Source organism: Burkholderia sp. MSMB1835 (genome assembly GCF_001526365.1).
Taxonomy (GTDB): Bacteria; Pseudomonadota; Gammaproteobacteria; order Burkholderiales; family Burkholderiaceae; genus Burkholderia.
Genome location: NZ_LOYP01000051.1, coordinates 61,251 through 84,889, shown reverse-complemented (window position 1 = coordinate 84,889; position 23,639 = coordinate 61,251). Strand labels below are relative to the sequence as shown.

The following is a 23,639-nucleotide window of genomic DNA, read 5'->3' as shown; positions in this document are numbered from 1 at the left end:
TACGTGTTCAATGCAGGGTTACTGGACGAACGCGCCGACCGTGAAGAACGGGTTGACCTTGTTGTTGTCGACGACCATCGCGTAGACGTTGCCGGCCGTCACGAGCCAGCCCGTGTCGCCCTTGCTGAAGATCGCGACGTCGCCGGTCGCCCCCTTCGCGTTGAAGCCCTGCGTGGCCGTGACCTTGATCTTGCCGGGCGTGGCCTGCGTATAGTCGAGCGAGAACTGCGAGGTGACCGACGACGTCTGCGGATCGATGAACGCCGCGGTATTGCCCTGGAACAGCGTGGACGTATAGTTCGCGGCGATCGTCGACACGGCGGTGCCGTCGTTGCAGGTGCCGGCTTCGGGCAGGAAGAAACCGCCGTTGAAGGTACCCGGCAAGTCCGGATGCGGAATAGTGATGTCGAAGCTCGGGCCGCCTGTCGCAATGGCACCGGTCGGGCCATCGGAGGTCACGATACCGCACGCCGACGCGCTGGTTGCGCCGATGTACCCGCCTTTCAGCGAATTCGCCGCGATCGCCTTGGTCGACGAGAGCATCGAGATACCGACTTCGGCATCGGCAACCGACGCAAGGACGTTGCTCTCGTCGACGTGCGTGTAACCGACACGAATCACCACCGGCACCAGCACGCCATTCAGCTTGCCGACGATCATGATCCCCTTCGCCTGGCTGGGAGCCAGGATCACGATGGCCGACCCCTGTCCGGCAAACGGATAGACGACCGAGCCGAGCGCGCTGGCCTTCGCATTGCTCACGAAGACGTTGTCGGCCGATCCGTCCGCGTTCCTGCGCAATGTCCACGGCGTTCCGGTGGTCTGACACGAGTAGTCGCTGCCCTGCGTGATCGTGCACGATCCGTCTGCGTTGAGCGTCTGGTTCCAGTTGATGACGTCGGGCTGCCAGCCGACGGGCCCGAGAAAATTCTGATAGTTGGAGCCGACCGGCGACAGGTGAATGCCGACCTCGTTGTAGTTGCCTGCGACCTTCGTGAAGTCGGTTTCCGTTTCGACGAAGCCGATGAACGGATAAAAATCGAACGTGCGCGACGGCACGACCCCGAGCACCAGACCCGGAATCGGCTCGAGGCCCTTGAACGCAATCGTCGCGCCCGGAATGCCGCCGCCCACCACGCCGTTGCCGACGAACAGCATCGGCGGATCCGCGCGATTGATCGTCACCGAATACGCGCCGTCGCTCGTCGCGCCGCTGTCGAGCACGAACGCACAGCGATTCTGCTCGGCCGTCGGAAGATTGGTCGGATGATGAAACGCGCCGCTGATCGTCAGGCCCGCGCGCGTAGTGTTGACCTGCCCTGCCGAGGTCGGCACCGACGATTCGATGAACTGCATCTGATAGGTGAGCTTCGTCGTATCGAATTTCACCTTCACGTACTCGCCGCTGCCGGCGCCGCCCGTATACGTCGTCGTGTAATCGAGCGCGTCGGGGCACAGCTTCGTCACGACGGGCGGCGTCGTTTCCGCGCCGCTCGGCCCGCATGCGCTGCCCGAGCACTGCGGCACGGTGATCGGCCCCGGATCGTCGCCGCCGCCGCAACCGGCGACGAACGGCAGCGCCAGCACCGCGCACGCCAGGATCGCCTTCCGCCATTCAGGAATGCAAATCATCTACCCCTCCTTTTCAGGTACGACAAGTCTCGTCCGGCCGGGCTGCATGGCCCGCCGGTTGGTATCGCGCCGCCGCCCGAAAGGCGCGGCGCATGACGATGCACGCAAGGCGGCCGCGATGCCGGTCGGGCACATGCAGCAGACGAGCGCGCTCCCGCGGCGCCGTCATGCGGCACGGCGCCGTCGGAACGATCGAAACGGAAAGTGGCTTGCCGCTACGGCTTGCCGCTATGGTTCGCCGCTACACGGCGACGTGACGATGCAGCCGCGCGACCTGCGTCGCGCCTGCATTCAGCGAAATATCGGAAAACGGCAGTCCCGCTGGCCCTGCGGATAGGCGTCTCATGGCGTGGTCTCCATACGTACGCTTGATTCGTTATCGTGATGCGTCGTTTGTCGAGACTATGATCGGACGCTTCCCACAAGTAAATGGATGCAGAGTTCCAAACGGATGAAACCGCGCGATCCTAGCGCTTGCACGGTATTTGACAGTTTTTCAAACGGCCTTCATTTTATTTGCTCAGACAAATACCGGGCCGTGGAACACGCGTTTGAACGGCAACCGCCGATCCGCGCCGAGCCAGGCCGGCCCCCTTCGGCGGCCCGCACGCATGCTGCGCCGCAACCTCAGACGTCGATGATCGCGAGTGTGCCGTGGCTGCCGGGAAGCACCGCGTGGCGCGTGCCGGCGCGCGCGAGATACATCTGCCCGGCCCCGACCGCGACCGTTTCCGCGTCGACTTCCAGCATCAGCGTGCCGTCGAGCACCAGCAGCCCCTCGTCGTAGTCATGCACTTCCGCTTCGTAAGGCTGCGCATCCATGCGCAGCACCTTGATCCGGGCCGGCCCGACTTCGCCGACGATCGTGGATTTCCAGGCGGCAACCTGTGCATCCGCCACGGATTTGAAATCGATCAAGGACATGCGCCGCTCCGTATCACCGTGAAAGGAACGCATTATCGCGAGCGCCACGCGTGCCGTCCCGGTACGGCGCGCGGGCCGGCAGGCAGCACAGTCGGCCGGGCCGCCGAGCGGGCGCGCGGTCGCGGCCGGTTCGCGGAAAACACTCCGCATTGTTCGCTTCACTCGAATAAAGCACCGAATCATGAGTCGATATCGCCGCCATTCACGCAAATCCGGCACCGGCACGACGCGGCCTTTCCACCGAAATGCATTTCGATCTGCCGATTGCTAATATGGCGGTCCCGCGATCCCGCACCACAATACCGTTCGACATGACGCCGTTCGCCATGCCGTCCCCGGTCCCGGCCGCTTCGCAGCGGCGGCGGCGCCGGGCACGCGCGGCGCCCGCCGTCGCGCCGGGCGGCCGTGCCATCCGTGAGCATGCAACCGATCCTTTCCGTCTCAGACCTCTCCAAGACTTACGCGTCCGGCTTCCAGGCGCTGAAGCACGTGACCCTCGACATCCGCCCCGGCGAGATCTTCGCGCTGCTCGGGCCGAACGGCGCCGGCAAGACGACGCTGATCGGCTCGATCTGCGGCATCGTCACGCCGACCGAAGGCCGCGTGACGGTCGGCGGCCACGACATCCGCGATCAATACCGCGCGGCCCGGGAAATGATCGGCCTCGTGCCGCAGGAGCTGACCACCGACGCGTTCGAAACCGTCTGGGCCACCGTGTCGTTCAGCCGCGGCCTGTTCGGCAAGGCGCCCGATCCCGCCTACATCGAGAAGACGCTGAAGGCGCTGTCGCTGTGGGACAAGCGCGACAACAAGCTGATGACGCTGTCGGGCGGCATGAAGCGCCGCGTGATGATCGCGAAGGCGCTGTCGCACGAACCGCGCATCCTGTTCCTCGACGAGCCGACGGCCGGCGTCGACGTCGAGCTGCGCCGCGACATGTGGAAGCTCGTCGATTCGCTGCGCGAAAGCGGCGTGACGATCCTGCTGACCACGCACTACATCGAGGAGGCCGAAGAGATGGCCGACCGGATCGGCATCATCCTCGGCGGCGAACTCGTGCTCGTCGAGGAAAAGCGCGAACTGATGCGCAAGCTCGGCAAGAAACAGCTCACCGTGCAGCTCGAGCAGCCGCTCGCGGACGTGCCGCCCGCGCTCGCGCCGTTCGGGCTCGAACGCGCGGAGGACGGCGCCGCGCTCGTCTATACGTACGATTCGCAGCGCGACGACGCGAGCATCGCGAAGCTGATCAACGCGCTCGGCTCGGCCGGCATCGGCTTTCGCGACCTGCACACGACGCAGAGTTCGCTCGAGGATATTTTCGTCAGCCTGATCGACAATCGCCGCAACGGCGCACAAGGGGCCTAACGCACATGGCGAACTGGAATTTTCACGGCATCCGCGCGATCTACCGCGCCGAAATGGCCCGCACGCGCCGTACGCTGATGCAGAGCATCATCGCGCCGGTGATCTCGACGTCGCTGTATTTCGTCGTGTTCGGCTCGGCGATCGGCTCGCGCATCAGCGACGTGAACGGCATCGGCTACGGGTCGTTCATCGTGCCGGGCCTCGTGATGCTGTCGCTGCTGTCGCAGAGCATCTCGAACGCGTCGTTCGGCATCTACTTCCCGCGCTTCACCGGGACGATCTACGAGATCCTGTCCGCGCCCGTGTCGTACTGGGAGATCGTGATCGCGTACGTCGGCGCGGCCGCGTCGAAGTCGATCCTGCTCGGCGTGATCATCCTCGCCACGGCCGGCCTGTTCGTGCCGCTGCACATCCTGCATCCGTTCTGGATGGTGCTGTTCCTGGTGCTGACGGCCGTCACGTTCAGCCTGTTCGGCTTCGTGATCGGCATCTGGGCCGACAGCTTCGAGAAACTGCAGCTCGTGCCGCTGCTGATCATCACGCCGCTCACGTTCCTCGGCGGCAGCTTCTATTCGGTCGACATGCTGCCGCCCGCGTGGCGCGTGATCACGCTGTTCAATCCGATCGTCTACCTGATCAGCGGCTTCCGCTGGTCGTTCTACGGGATCGCCGACGTGCACGTGTGGATCAGTCTCGCCGCGACCGCGCTGTTCCTCGTGATCCTGCTCGTGATCGTCGCGTGGATGTTCCGCACCGGCTACAAACTGAAGAATTGACGACGGCCGGCGTCACGCGCGCCGCCCGCCGATGACGCATTTGGGCAAGCAGGCGGCGCTTTTCCTCTGATGCGGCAGTTTGTGGTCGCGTCTACTGAATACGAAGCATCGGGGCCCTGGAGCATGCGCTGCGCGGCCCCTTTTTCATTTCAGAGGACGCCATGCCCGCCGCCACCGCTCCCGCCTCCGCCGCCGCCCGGCTCGAACGCCTGCCGTTCTCCGGCTATCACAAGCGCATCTTCTTCATCATCGCGATCGCGTTCTTCTTCGATTCGGTCGACCTCGGCACGATGACGTTCGTGCTCGGCTCGATCCGCAAGGAGTTCGGGCTGTCGACCGCGGCCGCCGGCCTCGTCGCGAGCGCGAGCTTCTTCGGGATGGTGCTCGGCGCGGCCGTCGCCGGCCTGCTCGCCGACCGCTTCGGCCGCCGGCCCGTTTTCCAGTGGAGCATGGTGCTGTGGGGCGCCGCGTCGTACCTGTGCTCGACCGCGCAGAGCGTCGACGCGCTGATCGTCTATCGCGTGCTGCTCGGCATCGGGATGGGCATGGAGTTTCCGGTCGCGCAGACGCTGCTGTCCGAATTCGTGCCGACCGAGAAGCGCGGCCGCCTGATCGCGCTGATGGACGGCTTCTGGCCGCTCGGCTTCATCACGGCCGGCATCGTCGCGTATTTCGTGCTGCCGCAATTCGGCTGGCGCACCGTGTTCGCGCTGCTCGCGATTCCGGCCGTGTTCGTGCTCGTCGTGCGCCGTATCGTGCCGGAATCGCCGCGCTGGCTCGAACATGCGGGCCGGCACGCGCAAGCCGACACGGTGATGCAGTCGATCGAGGCAAAGGTGATGCGCTCGGCCGGCGTCGCGACGCTGCCGCCGCCGTCGCGGCTCGCGGAGCCGGCCGTCGCCCGTGGCCGCGGCGCATGGCGCGAGATCTGGAGCGGCGTGTACCGCCGCCGCACGGTGATGGTATGGCTGCTGTGGTTCTTCGCGCTGCTCGGCTTCTACGGCCTCACGTCGTGGCTCGGCGCACTGCTGCAGCAGGCCGGCTTCGAAGTCACGAAATCGGTGTTCTACACGGTGCTGATCTCGCTCGGCGGCGTGCCGGGCTTCCTGTGCGCCGCGTGGCTCGTCGAACGCTGGGGCCGCAAGCCCACCTGCATCGCCTCGCTGATCGGCGGCGGCGCGATGGCGTACGCGTACGGCCAGAGCGCGCTGTACGGCGGCAGCACGACGCTGCTGATCGTCACGGGCCTCGCGATGCAGTTCTTCCTGTTCGGGATGTGGGCGGCACTGTACACGTACACGCCCGAGCTGTACGGCACCGGCGCACGCGCGACGGGTTCGGGCTTCGCGTCGGCGATCGGCCGGATCGGCTCGCTGATCGGGCCTTACGTGGTCGGCGTCGTGTTGCCGGTGTTCGGTCAGGGCGGCGTGTTCACGCTCGGTGCGCTGTCGTTCGTCGCGGCGGCCATCGCCGTCTGGACGCTCGGGATCGAGACGAAGGGGCTCGCGCTGGAGCAACTGGCGGCAGGCGACGAGACGGGCGGCAGCGGCCGGTATCCGGCGACGGCGGCGGACGAGGCGTCCTGATCGCGGCGGTCGGTTTTTGCGCCGTTTCGGGCAGGCGAGCGTTCGGTGCCGCCCGGCGGGCTGCATGAATCGCGCGTGCTCTCCGGCGCGATCGCCCATTGCGAAGCCGCCGCCGCGTAACGCGCGGCGGCGGTCATCCGGCAGCGGCGCGGCCGCGGCCGGTCAGGCGTCGGCGACGATGAATTCTTCGGCCGCCTTGCGCTGGATCGCGGCCATCACGGCCAGTTCACGCTTGCTGCGCGCGTCGCCGGACACGACGCCCGTCGCATGCTTCGCCTTCGCGCCCAGCGGGAAAAAGACGAACGACGCGCCGGCCGGGGCCGCCGGCTCCGCACGCAGGCGTTTGTTCAGGATTTTCAGGTACTTCTTCTTCGAGACTTCCTTGGCAGCCATGGCACCCTCCACGTACACGTGATGCGGGCCAGCATACCAGTTTTGCCGTTGCGCTCCGTGACAGCGGCCGCGCGGCGCTCCCCACCGCTTCGATCGCGCGTGAACAATTTTTCGCTCGCGATGTCGATTCGCGTCGCCGTCGCGCGTCGTATCGTCGTAACCGATCGTTTTGCCGTCGCACCGCCGGCAAGCGCCCTATTCACTATTCACGTTCGAGGAGATACGACAATGCGCGTCATGGTCATCGTCAAAGCCACCGCCGATTCCGAATCCGGCCAAATGCCCGACCCCGACATGCTGGCCGCGATGGGCCAGTTCAACGAGGAACTGATGAAAGCAGGCATCCTGCTCGCGGCCGACGGGTTGCGCCCGAGCAGCCACGGCAAGCGTGTGCGCTTTTCCGGCAAAAGCCGCGCGGTCACCGACGGCCCGTTCGCCGAAACGAAGGAACTCGTCGCCGGCTACTGGCTGTGGCGGGTGAAATCGATGGAGGAAGCCGTCGAATGGGTGAAGCGCTGCCCGAACCCGATGCCCGGCGACTCCGATATCGAGATCCGCCCGCTGTTCGAGGCCGAGGATTTCAGCCCCGCATTCACCCCAGGGCTGCAGAAGCCATAAGCGCAAAAACGTACCCATTGACGGAGCCCTGTCGAGTAACGTATCGTTTTGACACGTTAATCGACAGGGCTCCGTCATGCATTCCCGTTTCGACCGTTTCCGCTCGACCGCGCTCGGCGCCCAGCTCGAAGCGTTGATCGATCGGCCCGAGCGCTATCTCGAGTTCGCGGCGCTGTCGCGTGTCGGCGTCGCCGCGATCGGCGCGATCCAGGACGAGATCGCGCGCACCTTCCCCGAAGTCGAAGCCGACACGACGGCCCGCCAGTTCTGCGGCGCGATGGTCGCCGACGTGATGCGCCGCCACGGCCATGAGGTCGTGCAGGCGCGCGGGCGGCTCGGCGGTGCGCCGTTCAGCTATGGCGCGGTATTCAGCGCGTACCCGCACCGGCTGCCGTTCGCCGACGTCGTCGCCGCGCTGGCACGCATGCCCGCCCGGCTCGCCGCCTGTGCGGCGCATGTGCCGGCGGCGCTGGCCGTGCGCCGCCCGGCCGGCACCGGCTTCTCGCTCGTCGAACATGCATGCCACCTGCGCGATCTCGATGCGGTGTTCGCCGCGCGCATCGACGCCGTGCGCACCGCCGAGCTGCCCGTGATCGAATCCGTCGACGGCACCGCGCTCGCCGCGCAACGCGACTATCTCGCGCAGCCGCTCGAGCTCGCGGTGGCGGCGTTCGGCCGCGGCCGCGCCGCGCTGTGCGCCACCGCGGCCGCGCTGGAACCGTCGCAACTCGCCCGCTGCGGGCTGCGCGACGGCATCCGCCGCATGTCGCTCGACGAACTCGTGCGCGAGCTGCTCGACCACGACCGCACGCACATGCTCGAACTCGACGAACTGCTCGCCGAACTCGAATTGCCGCCGCTTCCTTCGATGCACGCCGCATGATCCCGTCCACGCCCGTCGTCTTCATTCACGGTTTCATCGGCACGTTCGACGTGCGCGGATGGAACGGCCCGCATCTCTGCCCCGACCTGCTCGGCTACGGCGCGCATCGCGCCACACCGCCCGACGCGATCTCGCTTGCCGCGCAGGTCGAGCACGTGCGGCAAACCGTCGATGCGTCCTTCGGCATGCAGCCGGTCGATGTCGTCGGCCATTCGGTCGGCGGCGCGATCGCGATGCTGTTCGCGCGGGCGCACCCCGAACGCGTGCGGCGCATCGTCAACGTCGAAGGCAATTTCACGCTCGACGATGCGTTCTGGTCGGCTTCGGTCGGCCGCATGACGCCCGGCGGAGCCGATGCGATGCTCGACGGGCTGCGCGCGGCGCCGCTCGACTGGCTGCGCGGCGCGATCGACGCACCGTCGCCGCGCCAGCTCGACGATGCACGCCGCTGGCTCGCGCATCAGCCGGCATCGACGCTGCGGGCGATGGGCCGCTCGGTGATCGAGACGACGGGCGCCGCGAGCTACCTGCCGGCGCTCGCGCAGGTGTTCGAGCGTCACCCCGTCTGGCTGATCGCCGGCGAACGCTCGCGCGCCGGCTGGCACGTGCCCGAACACGCGCTCGCACGCTGCGCCGGCTTCGACACGATCGCCGGCAGCGGGCACCTGATCGCGGCCGAGCAGCCCGATGCGTTGCGCGCCGCCCTCGCGCGCATCGTATGCAAGCCGTCCGCCTGACAACCCGTAGGATTCGCCGAAATATGGTTGAAAGGCGCGGTTGCTAGAGTCGCCGGAACAGGGTTTTCCCGGCCTCCGGCCGGACTGGGTCGACACATGCAAGGATCGATACGCCTGGCACGTACCTTCTGGCTGCTTCTGCTGCTCGCCGTCACGAGCCCTGCTTTCGCCTTCCATGCGCGGGTCGTCGCGATCCCGAGCGCCGCGATGAGCGAGACGCTGAAGGCCACCATCGTGCTGCCCGACGATTACGCGCGCGACAACCACGGCGAACGTTACCCCGTCGTCTATCTGCTGCACGGCTCGGGCGGCGACCATACCGACTGGACGTCGAACACGCACATCGCCGCGCTGGCCGACCGCTATCGCGTGATCCTCGTGATGCCCGACGGCGGACACGAAAGCTGGTACATCGACAGCCCGTTCGATTCGGGCAGCCGCTACGAGACCTTCGTCGGCGACGAAGTCGTGTCCTATGTCGACCTGCATTTCCGCACGATCGCGGCCCAGCACGCGCGCGCGATCACCGGGCTCAGCATGGGCGGCTTCGGCGCACTGCGCATCGCGCTCGACCGGCCCGATACCTTCGGCGCGGTCGGCAGCATCAGCGGCGCGGTCGATCCGCGCTGCTGCACGGACGAGCCGGGGATCGCCCATGTGTTCGGCGATCCCGATCGCCATCCGTCGTTCTGGAATCGCAACGTGATCGTCGAAAGCGCGCGGGCGTTCGTGCGCGCACATCTCGACCTGACGATCGATTGCGGCCGCGACGATGCATTCGTCGGCTCGAACCGCACGCTGCATGAACGGCTCGTCGCGCTCGGCGTGCCGCACGATTATGCGGAGCGGCCGGGCGGCCATACGTGGGATTATTGGGCGAATGCGATCCGCTACCAGATGCGGTTCTTCGCGACGTCGTTCCAGCATCGAGGCTACGCGTCCCGTGCCGCGCCGGGCACGACGCGCGCGGGCTGACGCACGACTCCCCTTGCAGCGTCTATCCGGCCGCAGGCTGCAAGGCCCGACACGGAAATCGAAACGGGAAGACGAACCGGCATGCCGGGCATGAATGCCCGGCAAAAAGATGAATGCGCGTCGCTCGACGCGCGATAAAGCGCAACGCCGGAACCGTCAGTTGTCCTGCGCGGCGCTCGCGCCGACGATGCGATCGAAGAATTCCTGTGCACGCGCCAGCTCGTCGAGCGCGCGATCGAGACGCGACATCGCGCGTGCGTATTCGGCCGACGAGCCGTCGTCGTCGCTTTCGCCGCGCACCGCGCGAAACGCCTGATCCACGTTGCGCGTCGCTTCGACGAAGCGTTGTGCGGCTCGCGCTTCCCGCGAACAGATGTGGGTCGACATCGACACTCCTCCCTCAGGATTGCAGTGTGAAGCACGCCGACGCTCAGTGTGCGTGGTACGCATGTCGGCGGCGTGAACCACGCCCCGTCGCGTGGCGACGTATCGGCCGCGGCACCGCGCGCTTCGTGCCGATTGTCGCTCCGCGTTCGCCGATCCGCTACGACGAGATTGCAACAAATTCTTGCGCGAACGATTTCGCGCGTGGCGTCACGCGCGCCCGATGCGCGGATGGGCGAGCCCGGCGAATGCGGCTGCCTCGCCCGGCGACAGGTCGAACAGATCGCCGGTGAGATCGCGCGGATGCTCGGCCGCCGGCCGGTTGCGCATGCGCGCGACATGCGCGGGCGCCACATACGCGGCCGCCGTTTCGATCGGCGGCACATCGAACAGATCGCGCGTGACGCCGCGCACGGCGTCCGTCGGCGAACGGCCGCGCAAGCGCGCGACCAGCTCGACGAAGCGATCGAAATCGCCTGCGCGCGTGGCCTTGTTCACTTCCGCGAGATCGCGCGCCTTCAGCACGCACGGCTGCGCGAGCCGCACGAAATACGGCGCTTCGAGCTCCACCGACAGCGCGAGCGGATAGCTCTTGCCCGTCTGCTCCTTCGCACGCCCGATGCAATCGACCACGGCCGCGCCCTGCGCGGCGCCCAGCGGCCTGCCGGTGCTCACGCTGCGCAGGTGGTCGGGAAACACGCGCAACTGCGTGCCGACCGTCAGCGCGGTGGACGATGCGCACACGAGCGCGTAGTGCTGCTCGCGGCGCCGGCCCGACGGCAACGTCGAACGGCTGGCGATGAACGTATGCGCCGGCAAAGGCCGCACCTGCCCGCTTGCGTCGACCCACGCATTCCACAGCAGCGCGTCCTTGCGCTCGCCCGCGCGCGGGCGCGACGCGACCGGCGAAAACAGCGCGAGCAGCGAGCCCGTGCGATGCGCGGCGACTTGCGCGCTGCTGCCGAGCGGCTGGTTGATGCCCCACAGAAAGCGCCCGCCCCCGAGCCGGCGCTCCCATTCCTTGCGGAGCACGACGGTCGGCAGTTCCTCGCCGGACTCGGTACCGATCTTGGTCCAGCAGAACGTGGGTGGGAGGTGTTTCAGTGTCATCAACTTTCTCGGGATACAGCCTCGCTGTCGACAGCAAGCCCATTCAATAGCCGTAACTGTATAGGTATAATGCATCGCATGGAAGCCCCGGACCAAGATTTTCCCGTTCAAGACCTGTTGCGCCGCTTGATGGCAGATACACGCTCGTCCAGCGAAATCGCGCGACTTTCCGGGGTCAGCCAGCCAACCGTGTCGCGCCTTCGGCTGTCGAACGGGCGCCGGCTGCGCCGCAGCGCGCCATTCAACAAGCTATGCAGTTTCTATGGTGTCGATACGGAGCCGTCGCGCCGCCGGTACAACGAGCTGCTGCGCGACGCGATCGTCGACGCGTGGGACGGCTCGGACGAGCACGGCCGGGCGCTGCTGGTCGTGATTCAAGGGCTGAAGGATTTGCAGGCGAAGGCCGATGACGGGTGATGTCGCCGACGTGCCCGGTCATTCGTCGAGATTGAACGTGATCGGTGCGCGCGGCCGCATCGGCGACGGCGCACCGTTTTCCGCGTGCGTCGCGCAGCGGTTCGCCAGCACCGCGTCGCGCGCCGCGGCATCGAGGCGCGGACAGCCGCTGCCGGTCGCGACACGCGCGGCGACCATCCGGCCTGCCGCATCGGGCCCCCGTCCGGCGTTCAGCCGTCCTCGCACGCGCGAATCGCGCGTCGCCAAGGGTATGAAGAGGACTGCGTAGCGATCGCTCCGATATCCATCGCGTCGCGCTGTGTCGCTCGCCCTGTCACTGTCCGTGGCCGTACCCCGTCAGCCGTCGCACGCCGCGCCGCATTGCGCGAGCGAATTCTCCCTGCTGCGAAATACCAGCGGCTGTTCGTCGCGCGGCGCACGACGCCGCGCGAACTGCACGGCCTGTTCGATCCGGTCGTGATGCGCGGACTTCGCGCACACCGGATCGGCCTCTTTCGGGTCGCCGGCCAGCAGGTAGGCCTGGCACCGGCAACCGCCGTGATCCGCATGACGCTCGTCGCACGTACGGCACGGCTCGCTCATCCAGTCTTCGCCGCGAAACGCGTTGAACGCATCGCTGTCGTACCAGATCTCCCGCAGCGACCGGTCGCGCACGTTCGGCAGCGCGAGCCCCGGCAGCGACCGCGCCGCATGACACGGCAGCGCGGTGCCGTCCGGCGCGACGCCGAGGAACACCGAGCCCCAGCCATTCATGCAGGCCTTCGGGCGGCGCTCGAAATAGTCGGGCACGACGAACAGGATCTTGCAGCGCTCGCCGATCAGCTTGCGATAGCGGTTGACCGTTTCCTCGGCCTCGCGCACCTGCTCGACGGTCGGCATCAGTTGGTCGCGATTGAGCATCGCCCAGCCGTAATACTGCGTGTTCGCCAGTTCCAGGTAATCGGCGCCGAGATCGAGCGCCATCTCGATGATCTGCCCCACGTGCGGCAGGTTGTAGCGATGCAGCACGCAGTTGAGCACCATCGGGTAGCCGTGCGCCTTGATCAGCCGCGCCACGTCGCGCTTCAGCTCGAACGTGCGCGTGCTGGTCAGGAAGTCGTTCAGCTCGCGCGTCGAATCCTGCAGCGACAACTGGATGTGGTCGAGCCCGGCGGCCTTGAGCCGCTCGATGCGCGCGACGTTCAGCCCGATGCCCGACGTGATCAGGTTCGTATAGAAACCAAGGCCGCGCGCATGCGCGACGAGCGTCTCGAGGTCGCCGCGCTGCAGCGGCTCGCCGCCCGAGAAGCCGATTTGCGCGGCGCCGAGCGCGCGCGCATCGCCGATGACCGTGCGCCACGTGTCGGTGTCGAGTTCCGCGCCGTGCGTCGCGAAATCGACCGGGTTGTAGCAGAACGCGCAGTGCAGTGGGCAGCGATACGTGAGTTCCGCGAGCAGCCACAGCGGCGCGGACGGACGGGGCGTGTCGGGCGTCACGTCAGTCCAGCCAGCCGCGCAGTCGCGCATGATCGAGGAAACGGTAGACGTCGGTCGCGAGATCCGATTGCATGAACAGGCGCTCGAGCTCGCCGATGATGTCGTCCAGTTCGCGCGTGCCGTCGCAGCGCGCGAGAATCTCGCCCGCGCTCGGATTGAGCTTGACCATCCCCTCCGGATAGAGAAGCACGTACGCATCCTGGGCCGCCTCCCATTGCAGGCGGTACATGCCCCTGAGGCAGGGGCGCAGCGGCACGCCGCTGGCGGCTTCGATCGCGTTCATTGGGGGTAGGCCTTTTCGACGGCGTCGAGCATCGACCACAGGATGTCGAGCTTGAATTGCAGAATGCCGAGCGCGCGCTGCTGGGCGTCCGGTGTCGTGAAATGCTGCAACGTGACCGCGAGCCCATGCTCGACGTCGCGCTGCGCGAGCGGCACGCGGCTGCGGAAGTAATGCAGTCCGGCCGGCTCGATCCACGGGTAATGCGACGGCCAGCCCACGAGCCGGTCGAGATGGATCTGCGGTGCGAACATCTCGGTCAGCGACGAGCACACGGCTTCCTGCCACGGCGCGCGGCGCGCGAAATTCACGTACGCATCCACCGCGAAACGCACGCCGGGCAGCACGTGTTCGAGCGACCACAGTTCGGCACGCGCGAGGCCGCACGCCTCGCCGAGCCGCACCCACGCCTCGATGCCGCCTTCGTCGTCGCCCTGCCCGTCGTGGTCGATCAGCCGCTGGATCCAGCGGCGCCGCGTATCGCGATCGGTGCAGTTCGACAGGATCGCCGCATCCTTGAGCGGGATGCAGATCTGGTAGTAGAAGCGGTTCGCGACCCAGCCGCGGATCTGCGCGGGCGAACAGGCGCCGCTGTTGAGCCGCCGGTTGAACGGATGATGGATGTGATAGCGCGATTCGAGCGCGCGCAGGCGCGCCTCGAATTCGGTCGCGGTCCAGGGCGTCGCGTGCAACGCCGTAGCGGGGATCGGTGCGTTCATCGTCAGACCTGGAATTGCATGCCATCGTGCGCGACGTCGATGCCGTGCGCGCGCAGGTGCGCGTGTTCGACGGAATGCGGATCGAGAATCGGGTTCGTGTTGTTGATGTGCGTGAGCACCTTGCGCGTTCGCGCGGGCAGCAGGTCGAGCCAGTCGATCATGCCGGGCCGCCCGGCTTCCGCGCACTGCGCGAGATGCCCCATGTCGGCCGCGTGCTTGCCCGACAGGCCGAGGTCGATCATCTCGGTCCCGGTCCAGAACGTGCCGTCCACCAGCACGAGATCGGCGCCGTCCATTGCCGCGCGCACGTCGTCGGTGACCGACGCGAGCCCCGGCGCATAGAACGCGCGCCGCCCGCTCGCGACGTCTTCGATCGACAGCGCGATGTTGTCGCCGGGCGCGGCCGCCGCGCGCCGCGGCGAATACGGCGGCGGCTTGCTGTCGACGGCGATCGCGGTGAAACGGATCCCGCCCGCCGCCGGCACCGCGAACGGCTCGCCGGGCACGATCGTGTGCGCGGCGACGCCGCAGTAATGGCCGAGCAGCGGCACGAGCGGCAAGCCGGTCGACAGGTCGTCCAGCACCGGCGCGCTCGCGTAGAGCGGCAGCGGCGTCGAGCGCTCGCGCAGCATCAGCAGGCCCGTCACGTGATCGATCTGCGCGTCGCACAGCACGACGGCGGCGATGCCGCTGTCGCGGATCGCGCGCGCCGGTTGCAGGTCCGGATCCGCGCGCAACTGGGAAAGAATGTCGGGCGACGCGTTGACGAGGACCCAGTCGACGCCGTCTTCGCTGACCGCGATCGACGACTGCGTGCGCGGCAGCACGTGACCGCTTCCGCCGCGCGCACGGCGGCAGTTCGCGCAATTGCAGTTCCATTGCGGCAGGCCGCCGCCGGCTCCCGAGCCGAGTATCTTGATCTTCATGGGCGTCAGTTCCCGAGGCCGCCCGCGCCGACCACGGCGAAACGGGCGGCGCGCACGGCGATCAGCGGTTGGCGATGTACATCGTGATTTCGAAGCCGAAGCGCAGGTCGGTGTAAGACGGTGTCGTCCACTGCATGGTGTGTCTCCTGTCGAGTTGATGAGTCGATGGGTTGCCAGATGAGTCGAACGACCGCGGCAACCGAGCGGCCGGTTCCTCTTCAGCAAGGAGCGTGCCGAAGCCACGCTGCGGCGGCGCGGCGACGGTAGACGGCCGTCGCCCGGGCATCGGGCCGCGATCCTTACGAATAGCCGACACGATTCGCGCGAATGCGGTCCGCCACCCCGGCGGCGCGATGTCCGCGAGTGGTCACGAGTGTTGAATCGTTGAACACCGGTGTTGCAACTTGACACACCGGCTGTGACAGGTCGCGCACCGCGCGACGGCCGCGCGTCAGTCGTCGCCGGCCGGATGGCGCCCCGCGTCGGCGGCCGGCATCTTCCGGTAGATCGTGTTGCGCGACACGCCGAGCGCGCGCGCCGCGGCGGATACGTTGCCGCCATGACGCGCGAGCGCGGCGGCGATCGCGGACGCGGCGACATCCTGGAGGCGCGCATCGGCGCGCAGCGACGCGTCCGCGAGGCAGGCCCCGGCGCCCGCCGCGGCGAGCGCCTCGGGCGCGGGCTGCGCGGCCTGCGCGTCGGCGCGCCGCAGGTCGTCGAAGAAATCGTCCGGCAGGTGCTCGCGCCGGATTTCGCCGTCGTCGTCGACCATCGCCGCCGCCGTGCGCAACAGGTTGCCGAGCTGGCGGAAATTGCCCGGCCACGTGCAGCGCACGAACAGCGCCATCACGTCCGGCGCGACGGACAACGGCGGCCGGCCCGGGCCTGCGAACGCCTCGCGTTGCAGCATCTTCTGCACGACGACCGCGAGATCGGTGCGGTCGCGCAGCGGCGGCAGGCGCACCACGAGGCCGTTGAGCCGGTAGTACAGATCCTCGCGAAAGCGGTTCTGCGCGATCATCTCGCGCAAATCGCGGTGGGTCGCGCAGATGATCGCGATATCCACGGCGATCGTCTTCGTCGACCCGAGCGGGTTCACGAGGCGCTCCTGCAGCACGCGCAGCAGCCGCACCTGCAGCGGATACGGCATGTCGCCGATCTCGTCGAGGAACAGCGTGCCGCCGTTCGCCTGCAGCAGCTTGCCGAGCGCCCCCTTGCGGCGCGCGCCGGTGAACGCGCCCTCCTCGTAGCCGAACAGCTCGGACTCGATCAGCGTCTCCGGAATCGATGCGCAGTTGACCGCGACGAACGGCGCGTCGCGCCGCGGCGAGTCGTTGTGGATCGCCTGCGCGAGCAGTTCCTTGCCGGTGCCGGTCTCGCCGGTGATCAGGATCGGGATGTCCTTGCCGATCACCTTGCGCACCTTCGCGATCACGCATGCGACCTGCGCATCGCCGGTGTCGAGATAGTGGAGCCGCGACAAGCCGGCCGACGTGCCCGCCGCCGGCGCGGGCACCGCGTTCGAGCGTGCGGCCGGCGCCCCCGCGTCGTGGACGTCGGTCGGCCGGCTGCCTTCGGCGAGCGTCGCGCGGCGGAAGTGCACGCGCGCGCAGACCACCGCGCCGTTGCCGAGATTCAGCATCAGGTGCCGGTCGGTACTCGCGCGCATGCGGTCGATCAGTTGCGCACTGGTGATGTCGAACAGCGACGACAGCGTGTGCGCGCGCAGCGCGGCGAGCGGCATGCCGAGCTGGAACTGCGCGCTGCGATTGGCCGACAGGAAGCGCCCATCCGCGGTGAACGCGACGATCCCCTCCATCAGCGTGCCGAGGAACTCGGGGCGGCCATGGAACGATACCTGCAGCGTTTCCTGGAAGGTCGTCGTAAACAGGTGATTCTCGATCATCTGCACCGACATCTTCGCGAGCGCCATCGTGTGCTGGTGATAGCTGCGGTGGTCGCCCGTCACGTCGAGCACGCCGATCGCGTCGCCGTACGGGTCGAGAATCGGTACGCTCGAACAGGTCAGGAAGCGGTTCGCGGCCAGGAAGTGCTGGTCGCCATGGACGACCATCGGGCACAGCTCGGCCAGCGCCGTGCCGATCGCGTTGGTGCCCTGCCGGTTCTCCGCCCAGTTCGCGCCCGGGCGCAGCGCAACCTTTTCCGCGCGGCGCAGGAAATCGTCGTCGCCGATCGAATGCAGGATCAGGCCTTCCGCATCGGTCAGCACGATCATGCTCTGCGTGTTGACGATCTGCTCGTGCAGCGTCTCCATCACCGGCATCGCATGCACGCACAGCACCCGGCTCTGCTCGCGCTTGAGCACCAGCGCGGCGTTCGACAGCACGTCATAGTCCGGCCGTGCCGATACCTGCAGGCCGAACGTCTCCGAGCGCTCGTGGGCCTTCTGGATCGACGGTGCGGGCCAGCCAGCGGGATGCGCGGCCCGCGATCCGGCCGCCTGCTCTACGTCGTCGCGCATTGTCTCCTCCGGGGGATCCTTCCGGTCAACTGCCGGACTCTTTGCCGTCATTGCAAGCAAGCATCGGGCCACGCCGGCGCCCCGGATACGAATTGAAAGCAGGATGTAATGAATCGCACGGGCGCGGCGCGTGTCGCGTTGCGCGACGCGCCAAGCTTTCGTGATACCGCGATTTCCCGACGCGCGACTACCCGTGCGAATCCGGAGCTTCTTAGCTGGCGCGTTTCTGGCTTCATCGCAGGACCTGTCCGGTCGCCGTGCGCGACCGAGTGACGGTTGCCGCCTCCGATTCCGCCGGAACCCTATCGACATGACGCATCGCCCGATTCCGTCCACGCCGTCGCCCGCGCCGCGGGCCTTGCCCGATACGCCGGTGTCGCCGGTGTCGCCGGCCGCGCCCGTTCGCCGCCGCCTGCACCGCGACGCGCATTCGATCGCATTCGCCGTGGCCGGCGCCGCGCACGGCCATCCGGTCGTCGTGCTGCACGGCGGGCCCGGCAGCGGCAGCCAGGCCGGCATCCTGAGGCTGTTCGATCTCGCCTGCGTGCGCGTCGTGCTCGTCGACCAGCGCGGCGCGGGCGCATCCGCGCCACGCGGCGGCACGCGCCACAACAACACCGCGCAGTTGATCGCGGATCTGGAGGCGGTGCGCAAGCAGCTCGGCATTGCACGCTGGGGCGTCGTCGGCGGATCGTGGGGCGCCGCGCTCGCACTCGCGTATGCGGGCACGCATCCGGAGCGGGTGACGGGCGTCGTGCTGCGCGGCCTGTTCCTGACGTCGCCCCGCGAAGTCCGCGGACTCTTCACGACTTCCCGTTCGCGTGCGCCGCGCGAATGGCGACGCCTGCGTGCGGCGGCCGGCGGCGGCCGGCCGGATCGCCTGCTGTCGCGCTGCGCGCAGCGGCTGCGCCACGGCGCGAGCGCGGGCGGGCAGCGCGCCGTGGCGCTCGCGTGGCGCGCGTACGAAAACGCCGTCCTCGCATCGGCGCGCACGCGCCGCTCGCCCGTGCGCGCGATCCGCTCGGACCAGACCGTCGGCCGGCTGATCGACAAATACCGGATCCAGGCGCACTATCTGCAACACGATTGCTGGCTCGGCGAGCGCCGCGTGCTCGCGCTCGCGCGACGGGCCGCACAAGCCGGCGTGCCGCTGTTCGCCGCGCACGGGATGCGCGATCCCGTTTGCCCGGTCGACAATGTCGAGCGGCTCGCGCGAGCCGCTCCCGACGCGGAGATCGAATGCGTGAAGGCCGGGCATCTGGCAAGCGAGCCTGCGTTGGCGCGCAGCGTCGCACGCGCCGTGCATGCGATGTTCGCGACGGCGCCGTTCGCGTGACGACTCCGCGCCCATTCGCGTCGTGACGCGATCACGCACGCGGCCGCGCACCGCTCAATCCCATGCATAGCGCACGCCGACCCACGCGCCGCGCGGCGCGCCCGGCCCGACGAACTGCTCGTTCACCGGATGGGCGCCGTCGAACGTGTGGTTCGGTCCGTTGAAGAAATTCTGGCCGAGCGCGCCGAAGCTTGCGTAGCGCTTGTCGAACAGGTTCGTCACGCTCGCGAACACCTCGAACCGCTTCGTGACCCGGTAACGCATGTCGAGATCGACCAGCACGTAGCCCGGGATCCGGCCGTTCGCGTCGGCGTTGTTCTCGTCGCCGCGCGCGTACACGTCGCTGCGCCACGTGACGTTCGCGCCGACGTCCCACGCAGGCGTCGCCGCGTAGTCGAGCCGCAGCTTCACCGTATGCGCGGGAATGCCGGGCACGCGGTCGCCCGGCTTGACCGTCACGTTGCCGTTCGCGTCGGCCGCCGAATTCGCGGGGCTGTGTTCGGTCCACGACGACCGGTAGGTCGCGTCGACATGGCTGTACGACAGCCCGACACCGAGCGGACCGAACCGCGTGCGGCCGGCGAGCTCGATACCCTGCCGCCGCGTGTCGCCGACATTGCGGAAATAGCCCTGCGCGCTGGCCGGGCTGCTGATGAATTGAATGTCGTCGGTCAGCGTCGTGCGGTAGGCGGCGGCGCTCCAGGTCGTCGCCGCGCCGATGCGGCCGCGCACGCCGGCTTCGAACGTCTTCGAGATCACGGGCTTGAGCGCCGGGTCGGCGATGAAGTCGTTCGGCAGCGAACACGGTGCGGCCGGATCCGCGCATGCAAGCTCGATCGCGGTCGGCGAACGCATGCCTTCGTTGTAGGCCGCATACGCGGTGAAGCCCGCGTCCGGGTTCCAGTCGACCCCGACCGCCGGGTTGAAGCGCGAGAACACATGGTTGCCGTCGAGCAGCGGCTGCACGCCGCTCTCGTCGCCGATCCGTGCGTTCGACCAGTCGTAGCGGCCCGACAGCGTCAGCGTCCAGTGCGGCGTCAGCGACAACGCATCGCTCAGGTACGCGCCGACATTCGCGTTGCGCGTCTTCGCGCGGGTCTGCCGGACGAAATCGCCGATGCCGATCGCCGCGCGCGCGTCGGTGAAAGACGCGTCCTGCGACGACGCGACGTAGCTCGAGTTCGCGATATCGGCCGACACGCCCGCGACCAGTTGATTCTCCATCCCGCCGAGCTTGCCGAGCAGCGTGAGCTGCACGCCGCCGCCGTAGCTGTCGGTGACGATCGTCGATTGCGCGTTGCGGCCCTGCACCGTGTCGACCGTCCCGTCCTCGTCCACCGATCCGTAGTCCGTATTGTTGTTGCTGCTCGTGTTGGCGTTGCGCAGGTGCCGGTAGTACGCATTGCCGCTCAACTCGACGTGCTCGCCGAAAAAGCGGTCGCCCGACAGCGTCAGGTAGCCGGCGCCGTTGCGGTTGCGGTCCGGATACGTATACGCCTGCTTCGGGTTACCGAGGAACGAGCGCGGGATCGTCTGGGTGCCGGACAGCGTGTTGTCCGCGCCGCCTGCGGCGATCGACAGCGTCGTGTCCGCATCGGTGTAGCGCAGCTTGCCGAACGCCTGCCTCACGCGGCTCGCGTTGTGGTCGGCCCAGCCGCCGTCGTTCGCGACGTTCGCGCTCGCGTAGTAGTCGAGGTTCGGGCCGATCGTCCCGCCCTGCTCGATGCCCGCGGTCTTGCGGCCCCACGCGCCGCCCGACACCTCCGCTTCGCCGCCCGGGTTCGAGCGGCCGTTCTTCGTCGCGATCGCGAGCGCACCCCCGAGCGTATTGCGTCCGTACACCGGGTTGGAGCCCGGAATCAGCTGCACGCGGTCGATCGCCTGCATGGGCAGGATGTCCCAGTTCACGACGTCGCCGAACGGCTCGTTCACGCGCACGCCGTCGACGAACACCGACAAGCCCTGCGGCGTGCCGAGCAGCGGCGACGCGGTGAAGCCGCGATAGTTGACGTCCGTCTGGTACGGGTTGCCCTGCGCGTCCGAGATCGTCACGCTCTGCAGGTTCGCGGCGAAGAAATCGGCGAGCGTCGCGCGGTGCTGCACGTCGAGCTCGGCCGCGCGCACCGTCTGCACGTTCGCCGGCACCTTCGACAGCGGCATGCCGATCCCCAACAGCGGCGTCGTGCCGACGACGACCACCGCGGGCAGCACGACGGTCGAGGTGGACAGCGCGACCGCGGCGCCATCCGCCTGCTGCTGCGCGCGCACGCTGCCGGGCGGCAGGCCGAACAGCGCCAGCGCGCCGACGGTCGTGCCGACGCATCGCACACGCCGGCCACGCCGCGTCGCGCCGTCGCGCCCGGCTGCCTTTGGCCTCCTGATCATTTCCGTTGTCTCCGCACGTGTATTGCGCCGGCCCGTGCGATGCACCGCGCGGCGACGGGTGTCGCGAAGCCGGCGTGCGAGAACCGTGCCAGCGCCCCGAGCAAGAGCGGCGCGCACTGCCCCGCGCATCGCGTCGGACCGGCATGCGCGCGGCCGGCGGCCCGCTGTTCCGCGGACTGCGTCACCTGTCATGTTTGGCAACACTTCGCGCACGACGGTGTACCTGAATGCAACACCTTCGTCGGGCCGATGGCGCGATGCGTCGCTCGACGCACCACCTGCGATACGCCGGTGTGCCGCGCCGCGCCGGCTTCCGGCCGCGATGGCATGCGACTTGCGTGACGGGCAGTGCACTCGGCCCGGAACCCCAACCGTGCCGGCGCGACGAATCGTTCGCGGCGGTGCGACCACAATGACCCAGGAGACAACCATGAAGAAACTCTCGGCTTCAGCGCGCCGGCTGGCGACGATCGGCATCGCGGCGGCGGCCGCCGTCGCGCTGAACCCCGGCCTCGTCGAAGCGGCCGCGGACTACCCGGCCGTGACCTACCAGCGCCTGACCGATGCACACGGCGACCCGGGCTGGCTGACCTACTACCGCACCTACGACGGCCGCTCGCATTCGCCGCTCAAGCAAATCGACACGTCGAACGCGAAGGATCTCAAGCAGGTGTGGGCGTACAAATTCCCCGCCGACCTGAAGCAGGGCTTCGAGGCCACGCCGATCGTCAACGGCAACTACCTGTTCGTGACGACGCCGAAGGACAACGTCTACGCGTTCGATGCGAAGACCGGCAAGCAGCTGTGGAAATACGAGCCGAAGCTCGGCGCCGCATCGTTCAAGACCGCGTGCTGCGACGTCGTCAACCGCGGCGTCGCGCTGTACGGCAAGAACGTCTACATCGCGATGCTGAACGGCGAAATCGCGGCGCTCGACGCGCAGAGCGGCAATCTCGTGTGGAAGAAGCAGATGTTCGAGCCGGGCCTCGGCTACGCGTTCTCGCTCGCACCGCTCGCGATCGACGGCGCGATCGTCGTCGGCACGTCCGGCGGCGAATACGGCATTCGCGGCTACATCGCCGCGCTGAATCCGGAGGACGGCTCGCAGATCTGGAAACGCTACACGATCCCCGCCGCCGGCGAAAAGGGTGCGGAAACCTGGCCCGACGGCATGCAGAGCCATGGCGGCGGCGCAGCATGGCTCACCGGCACGTACGACGCCGCGTCGCGCACGCTGTACTGGGGTGTCGGCAACCCCGGCCCATGGCTCGCGGCGCTGCGTCCCGGCGACAACCTGTATTCCGACTCGCTGCTCGCGCTCGATGCGAAGAGCGGCAACCTGAAGTGGCACTACCAGTACACGAACAACGACACGTGGGACTACGACGGCGTGAACGCGGCCGTCCTCGCGGACATCAAGTACAAGGGCAAGGACTACGACGCGATCATCCATGCCGACCGCAACGGCTTCTTCCACGCGATCGACCGCACGACCGGCAAGCTGATCTACGCGACGCCGTTCGTGAAGGCGTTGTCGGTCACCGGCTACACGGCCGACGGCAAGCCGATCCAGGACGCATCGAAGTTCCCGAAGGCCGGCACGACGATCGAAACGTGCCCGAGCTTCCTCGGCGGCAAGAACTGGTGGTCGATCTCGTACGACCAGGAACGCAACATCGCGGTCGTGCCCGCGCTGCACGCGTGCATGAGCCTGACCGGCAAGTCGGTCAGCTACATGGAAGGCCTGCCGTATCTCGGCGAAGGCTTCGAGATCAAGCCCGAGCCGGGCAGCGAAGGCTACGGCGAACTGACGGCCATCGACGTGAACACCGGCAAGAAGCTGTGGAGCCACTGGTCGAAGAAGCCGTGGAACGGCGGCGTCGCGACCACGGCGAGCGGCCTCGCGTTCAGCGGCTCGCTCGACGGCCACCTGTACGCGTTCGATACGGCGACCGGCAAGGTGCTGTGGGAAAGCCCGCAACTGGCGAGCGGCATCATTTCGCAGCCGTCGGTGTACGAGGTCGACGGCAAGGAGTATGTCGCCGTGCTCGCCGGCTACGGCGGCGCGAACCCGATCTGGGGCGGCCCGATGGCCGATATCGCGAAGGACGTTCCGCGCGGCGGCACGCTCTACGTGTTCGCGCTCGACTGAACCGGCGCCACGCCCGAATCGCGCTCGAGTCGCGCCCGCATGCGCCCGATGCGGGCGCGACGCCCCACACGCTTGAACCGGAT

23 protein-coding genes are annotated in these 23,639 nt (G+C 68.0%); 10 read left to right on the top strand and 13 right to left on the bottom strand.

Annotated features, from left to right (window positions below; translation table 11 throughout):
* Positions 1 to 18: 18 nt before the first annotated feature.
* Positions 19 to 1,632 carry a DUF2957 domain-containing protein gene (locus tag WS96_RS23965; protein ID WP_059835893.1) on the bottom strand — a complete coding sequence of 538 codons (1,614 nt, stop codon included), beginning with the start codon at positions 1,630 to 1,632 and terminating at the stop codon, positions 19 to 21.
* A 627-nt stretch (positions 1,633 to 2,259) separates the two neighbouring features.
* Complete coding sequence (locus WS96_RS23960; protein ID WP_059835891.1) at positions 2,260 to 2,556, bottom strand: cupin domain-containing protein; 297 nt, start codon at positions 2,554 to 2,556, stop codon at positions 2,260 to 2,262.
* 420 nt (positions 2,557 to 2,976) lie between these two features.
* Between WS96_RS23960 and WS96_RS23955 the strand changes: the two genes are divergently transcribed.
* The 3 genes from WS96_RS23955 (at position 2,977) to WS96_RS23945 (ending at position 6,283) form a co-directional block, all read left to right on the top strand.
* Complete coding sequence (locus WS96_RS23955; protein WP_034204231.1) at positions 2,977 to 3,921, top strand: ABC transporter ATP-binding protein; 945 nt, start codon at positions 2,977 to 2,979, stop codon at positions 3,919 to 3,921.
* A gap of 5 nt (positions 3,922 to 3,926) precedes the next feature.
* Positions 3,927 to 4,697, top strand: a complete 771-nt coding sequence (locus WS96_RS23950; protein ID WP_059835889.1) for an ABC transporter permease — start codon at positions 3,927 to 3,929, stop codon at positions 4,695 to 4,697.
* A gap of 161 nt (positions 4,698 to 4,858) precedes the next feature.
* A complete protein-coding gene (locus WS96_RS23945) occupies positions 4,859 to 6,283 on the top strand; it encodes an MFS transporter (protein ID WP_059835887.1) in 1,425 nt (474 codons plus the stop codon).
* Between the two features lie 162 nt (positions 6,284 to 6,445).
* Here WS96_RS23945 and WS96_RS23940 read toward each other — a convergent pair whose 3' ends face one another.
* A complete protein-coding gene (locus WS96_RS23940) occupies positions 6,446 to 6,676 on the bottom strand; it encodes a hypothetical protein (RefSeq protein ID WP_034204228.1) in 231 nt (76 codons plus the stop codon).
* Between the two features lie 228 nt (positions 6,677 to 6,904).
* Between WS96_RS23940 and WS96_RS23935 the strand changes: the two genes are divergently transcribed.
* The 4 genes from WS96_RS23935 to WS96_RS23920 all read left to right on the top strand — a co-directional run bounded on the left by WS96_RS23935 (position 6,905) and on the right by WS96_RS23920 (position 9,889).
* Positions 6,905 to 7,294 (top strand): YciI family protein, encoded by a 390-nt coding sequence (locus tag WS96_RS23935; RefSeq protein WP_059835885.1) that lies wholly within the window; start codon positions 6,905 to 6,907, stop codon positions 7,292 to 7,294.
* 76 nt (positions 7,295 to 7,370) lie between these two features.
* The gene (locus tag WS96_RS23930; RefSeq protein ID WP_059835883.1) at positions 7,371 to 8,177 is read left to right on the top strand and encodes a DinB family protein; all 807 of its coding nucleotides are present in this window, start codon (positions 7,371 to 7,373) and stop codon (positions 8,175 to 8,177) included.
* Entirely contained in the window at positions 8,174 to 8,914 is a 741-nt protein-coding gene (locus WS96_RS23925) for an alpha/beta fold hydrolase (RefSeq protein WP_059835881.1), read from the top strand. The genes WS96_RS23930 and WS96_RS23925 overlap by 4 nt, the downstream gene beginning before the upstream one ends.
* Before the next feature lie 96 nt (positions 8,915 to 9,010).
* Positions 9,011 to 9,889 carry an alpha/beta hydrolase gene (locus tag WS96_RS23920; protein WP_059835879.1) on the top strand — a complete coding sequence of 293 codons (879 nt, stop codon included), beginning with the start codon at positions 9,011 to 9,013 and terminating at the stop codon, positions 9,887 to 9,889.
* Between the two features lie 156 nt (positions 9,890 to 10,045).
* On the opposite strand, the gene WS96_RS23915 is transcribed toward WS96_RS23920, so the two are convergent.
* Positions 10,046 to 10,276 (bottom strand): hypothetical protein, encoded by a 231-nt coding sequence (locus WS96_RS23915; protein ID WP_034204224.1) that lies wholly within the window; start codon positions 10,274 to 10,276, stop codon positions 10,046 to 10,048.
* Positions 10,277 to 10,483: 207 nt separating this feature from the next.
* A complete protein-coding gene (locus WS96_RS23910) occupies positions 10,484 to 11,383 on the bottom strand; it encodes a hypothetical protein (RefSeq protein WP_059835877.1) in 900 nt (299 codons plus the stop codon).
* A 78-nt stretch (positions 11,384 to 11,461) separates the two neighbouring features.
* On the opposite strand from WS96_RS23910, the gene WS96_RS23905 reads away from it, so the two are divergent.
* Positions 11,462 to 11,800, top strand: coding sequence for a helix-turn-helix domain-containing protein (locus WS96_RS23905; RefSeq protein WP_034204222.1), 339 nt, complete (start codon positions 11,462 to 11,464; stop codon positions 11,798 to 11,800).
* An 18-nt stretch (positions 11,801 to 11,818) separates the two neighbouring features.
* On the opposite strand, the gene WS96_RS33850 is transcribed toward WS96_RS23905, so the two are convergent.
* From WS96_RS33850 to WS96_RS23875, 7 genes are all read right to left on the bottom strand, one after another.
* Positions 11,819 to 12,025, bottom strand: coding sequence for an energy transducer TonB (locus WS96_RS33850; protein ID WP_156443688.1), 207 nt, complete (start codon positions 12,023 to 12,025; stop codon positions 11,819 to 11,821).
* A 111-nt stretch (positions 12,026 to 12,136) separates the two neighbouring features.
* Complete coding sequence (gene pqqE / locus WS96_RS23900; RefSeq protein ID WP_179949972.1) at positions 12,137 to 13,306, bottom strand: pyrroloquinoline quinone biosynthesis protein PqqE; 1,170 nt, start codon at positions 13,304 to 13,306, stop codon at positions 12,137 to 12,139.
* The gene (gene pqqD / locus WS96_RS23895; RefSeq protein ID WP_006480620.1) at positions 13,278 to 13,559 is read right to left on the bottom strand and encodes a pyrroloquinoline quinone biosynthesis peptide chaperone PqqD; all 282 of its coding nucleotides are present in this window, start codon (positions 13,557 to 13,559) and stop codon (positions 13,278 to 13,280) included. The genes pqqE and pqqD overlap by 29 nt, the downstream gene beginning before the upstream one ends.
* Positions 13,556 to 14,275 (bottom strand): pyrroloquinoline-quinone synthase PqqC, encoded by a 720-nt coding sequence (gene pqqC, locus WS96_RS23890; RefSeq protein ID WP_059835873.1) that lies wholly within the window; start codon positions 14,273 to 14,275, stop codon positions 13,556 to 13,558. The genes pqqD and pqqC overlap by 4 nt, the downstream gene beginning before the upstream one ends.
* Positions 14,276 to 14,277: 2 nt before the next feature.
* On the bottom strand, positions 14,278 to 15,201 hold the full coding sequence (gene pqqB, locus WS96_RS23885) for a pyrroloquinoline quinone biosynthesis protein PqqB (protein WP_034204219.1): 924 nt from the start codon (positions 15,199 to 15,201) through the stop codon (positions 14,278 to 14,280).
* Between the two features lie 61 nt (positions 15,202 to 15,262).
* A complete protein-coding gene (gene pqqA / locus WS96_RS23880; protein ID WP_006485436.1) occupies positions 15,263 to 15,337 on the bottom strand; it encodes a pyrroloquinoline quinone precursor peptide PqqA in 75 nt (24 codons plus the stop codon).
* Between the two features lie 315 nt (positions 15,338 to 15,652).
* Positions 15,653 to 17,683 carry a sigma-54-dependent Fis family transcriptional regulator gene (locus tag WS96_RS23875; protein ID WP_059835870.1) on the bottom strand — a complete coding sequence of 677 codons (2,031 nt, stop codon included), beginning with the start codon at positions 17,681 to 17,683 and terminating at the stop codon, positions 15,653 to 15,655.
* 310 nt (positions 17,684 to 17,993) lie between these two features.
* Between WS96_RS23875 and WS96_RS23870 the strand changes: the two genes are divergently transcribed.
* Positions 17,994 to 19,019: an alpha/beta fold hydrolase gene (locus tag WS96_RS23870; protein ID WP_059835869.1), complete on the top strand. Its 1,026-nt coding sequence runs from the start codon at positions 17,994 to 17,996 to the stop codon at positions 19,017 to 19,019.
* Positions 19,020 to 19,073: 54 nt separating this feature from the next.
* Here the strand turns inward: WS96_RS23870 and WS96_RS23865 are convergent, their stop codons facing one another.
* The gene (locus tag WS96_RS23865; protein WP_059835867.1) at positions 19,074 to 21,404 is read right to left on the bottom strand and encodes a TonB-dependent receptor; all 2,331 of its coding nucleotides are present in this window, start codon (positions 21,402 to 21,404) and stop codon (positions 19,074 to 19,076) included.
* A gap of 430 nt (positions 21,405 to 21,834) precedes the next feature.
* Between WS96_RS23865 and WS96_RS23860 the strand changes: the two genes are divergently transcribed.
* The gene (locus WS96_RS23860; protein WP_059835865.1) at positions 21,835 to 23,556 is read left to right on the top strand and encodes a methanol/ethanol family PQQ-dependent dehydrogenase; all 1,722 of its coding nucleotides are present in this window, start codon (positions 21,835 to 21,837) and stop codon (positions 23,554 to 23,556) included.
* Positions 23,557 to 23,639: the final 83 nt, after the last annotated feature.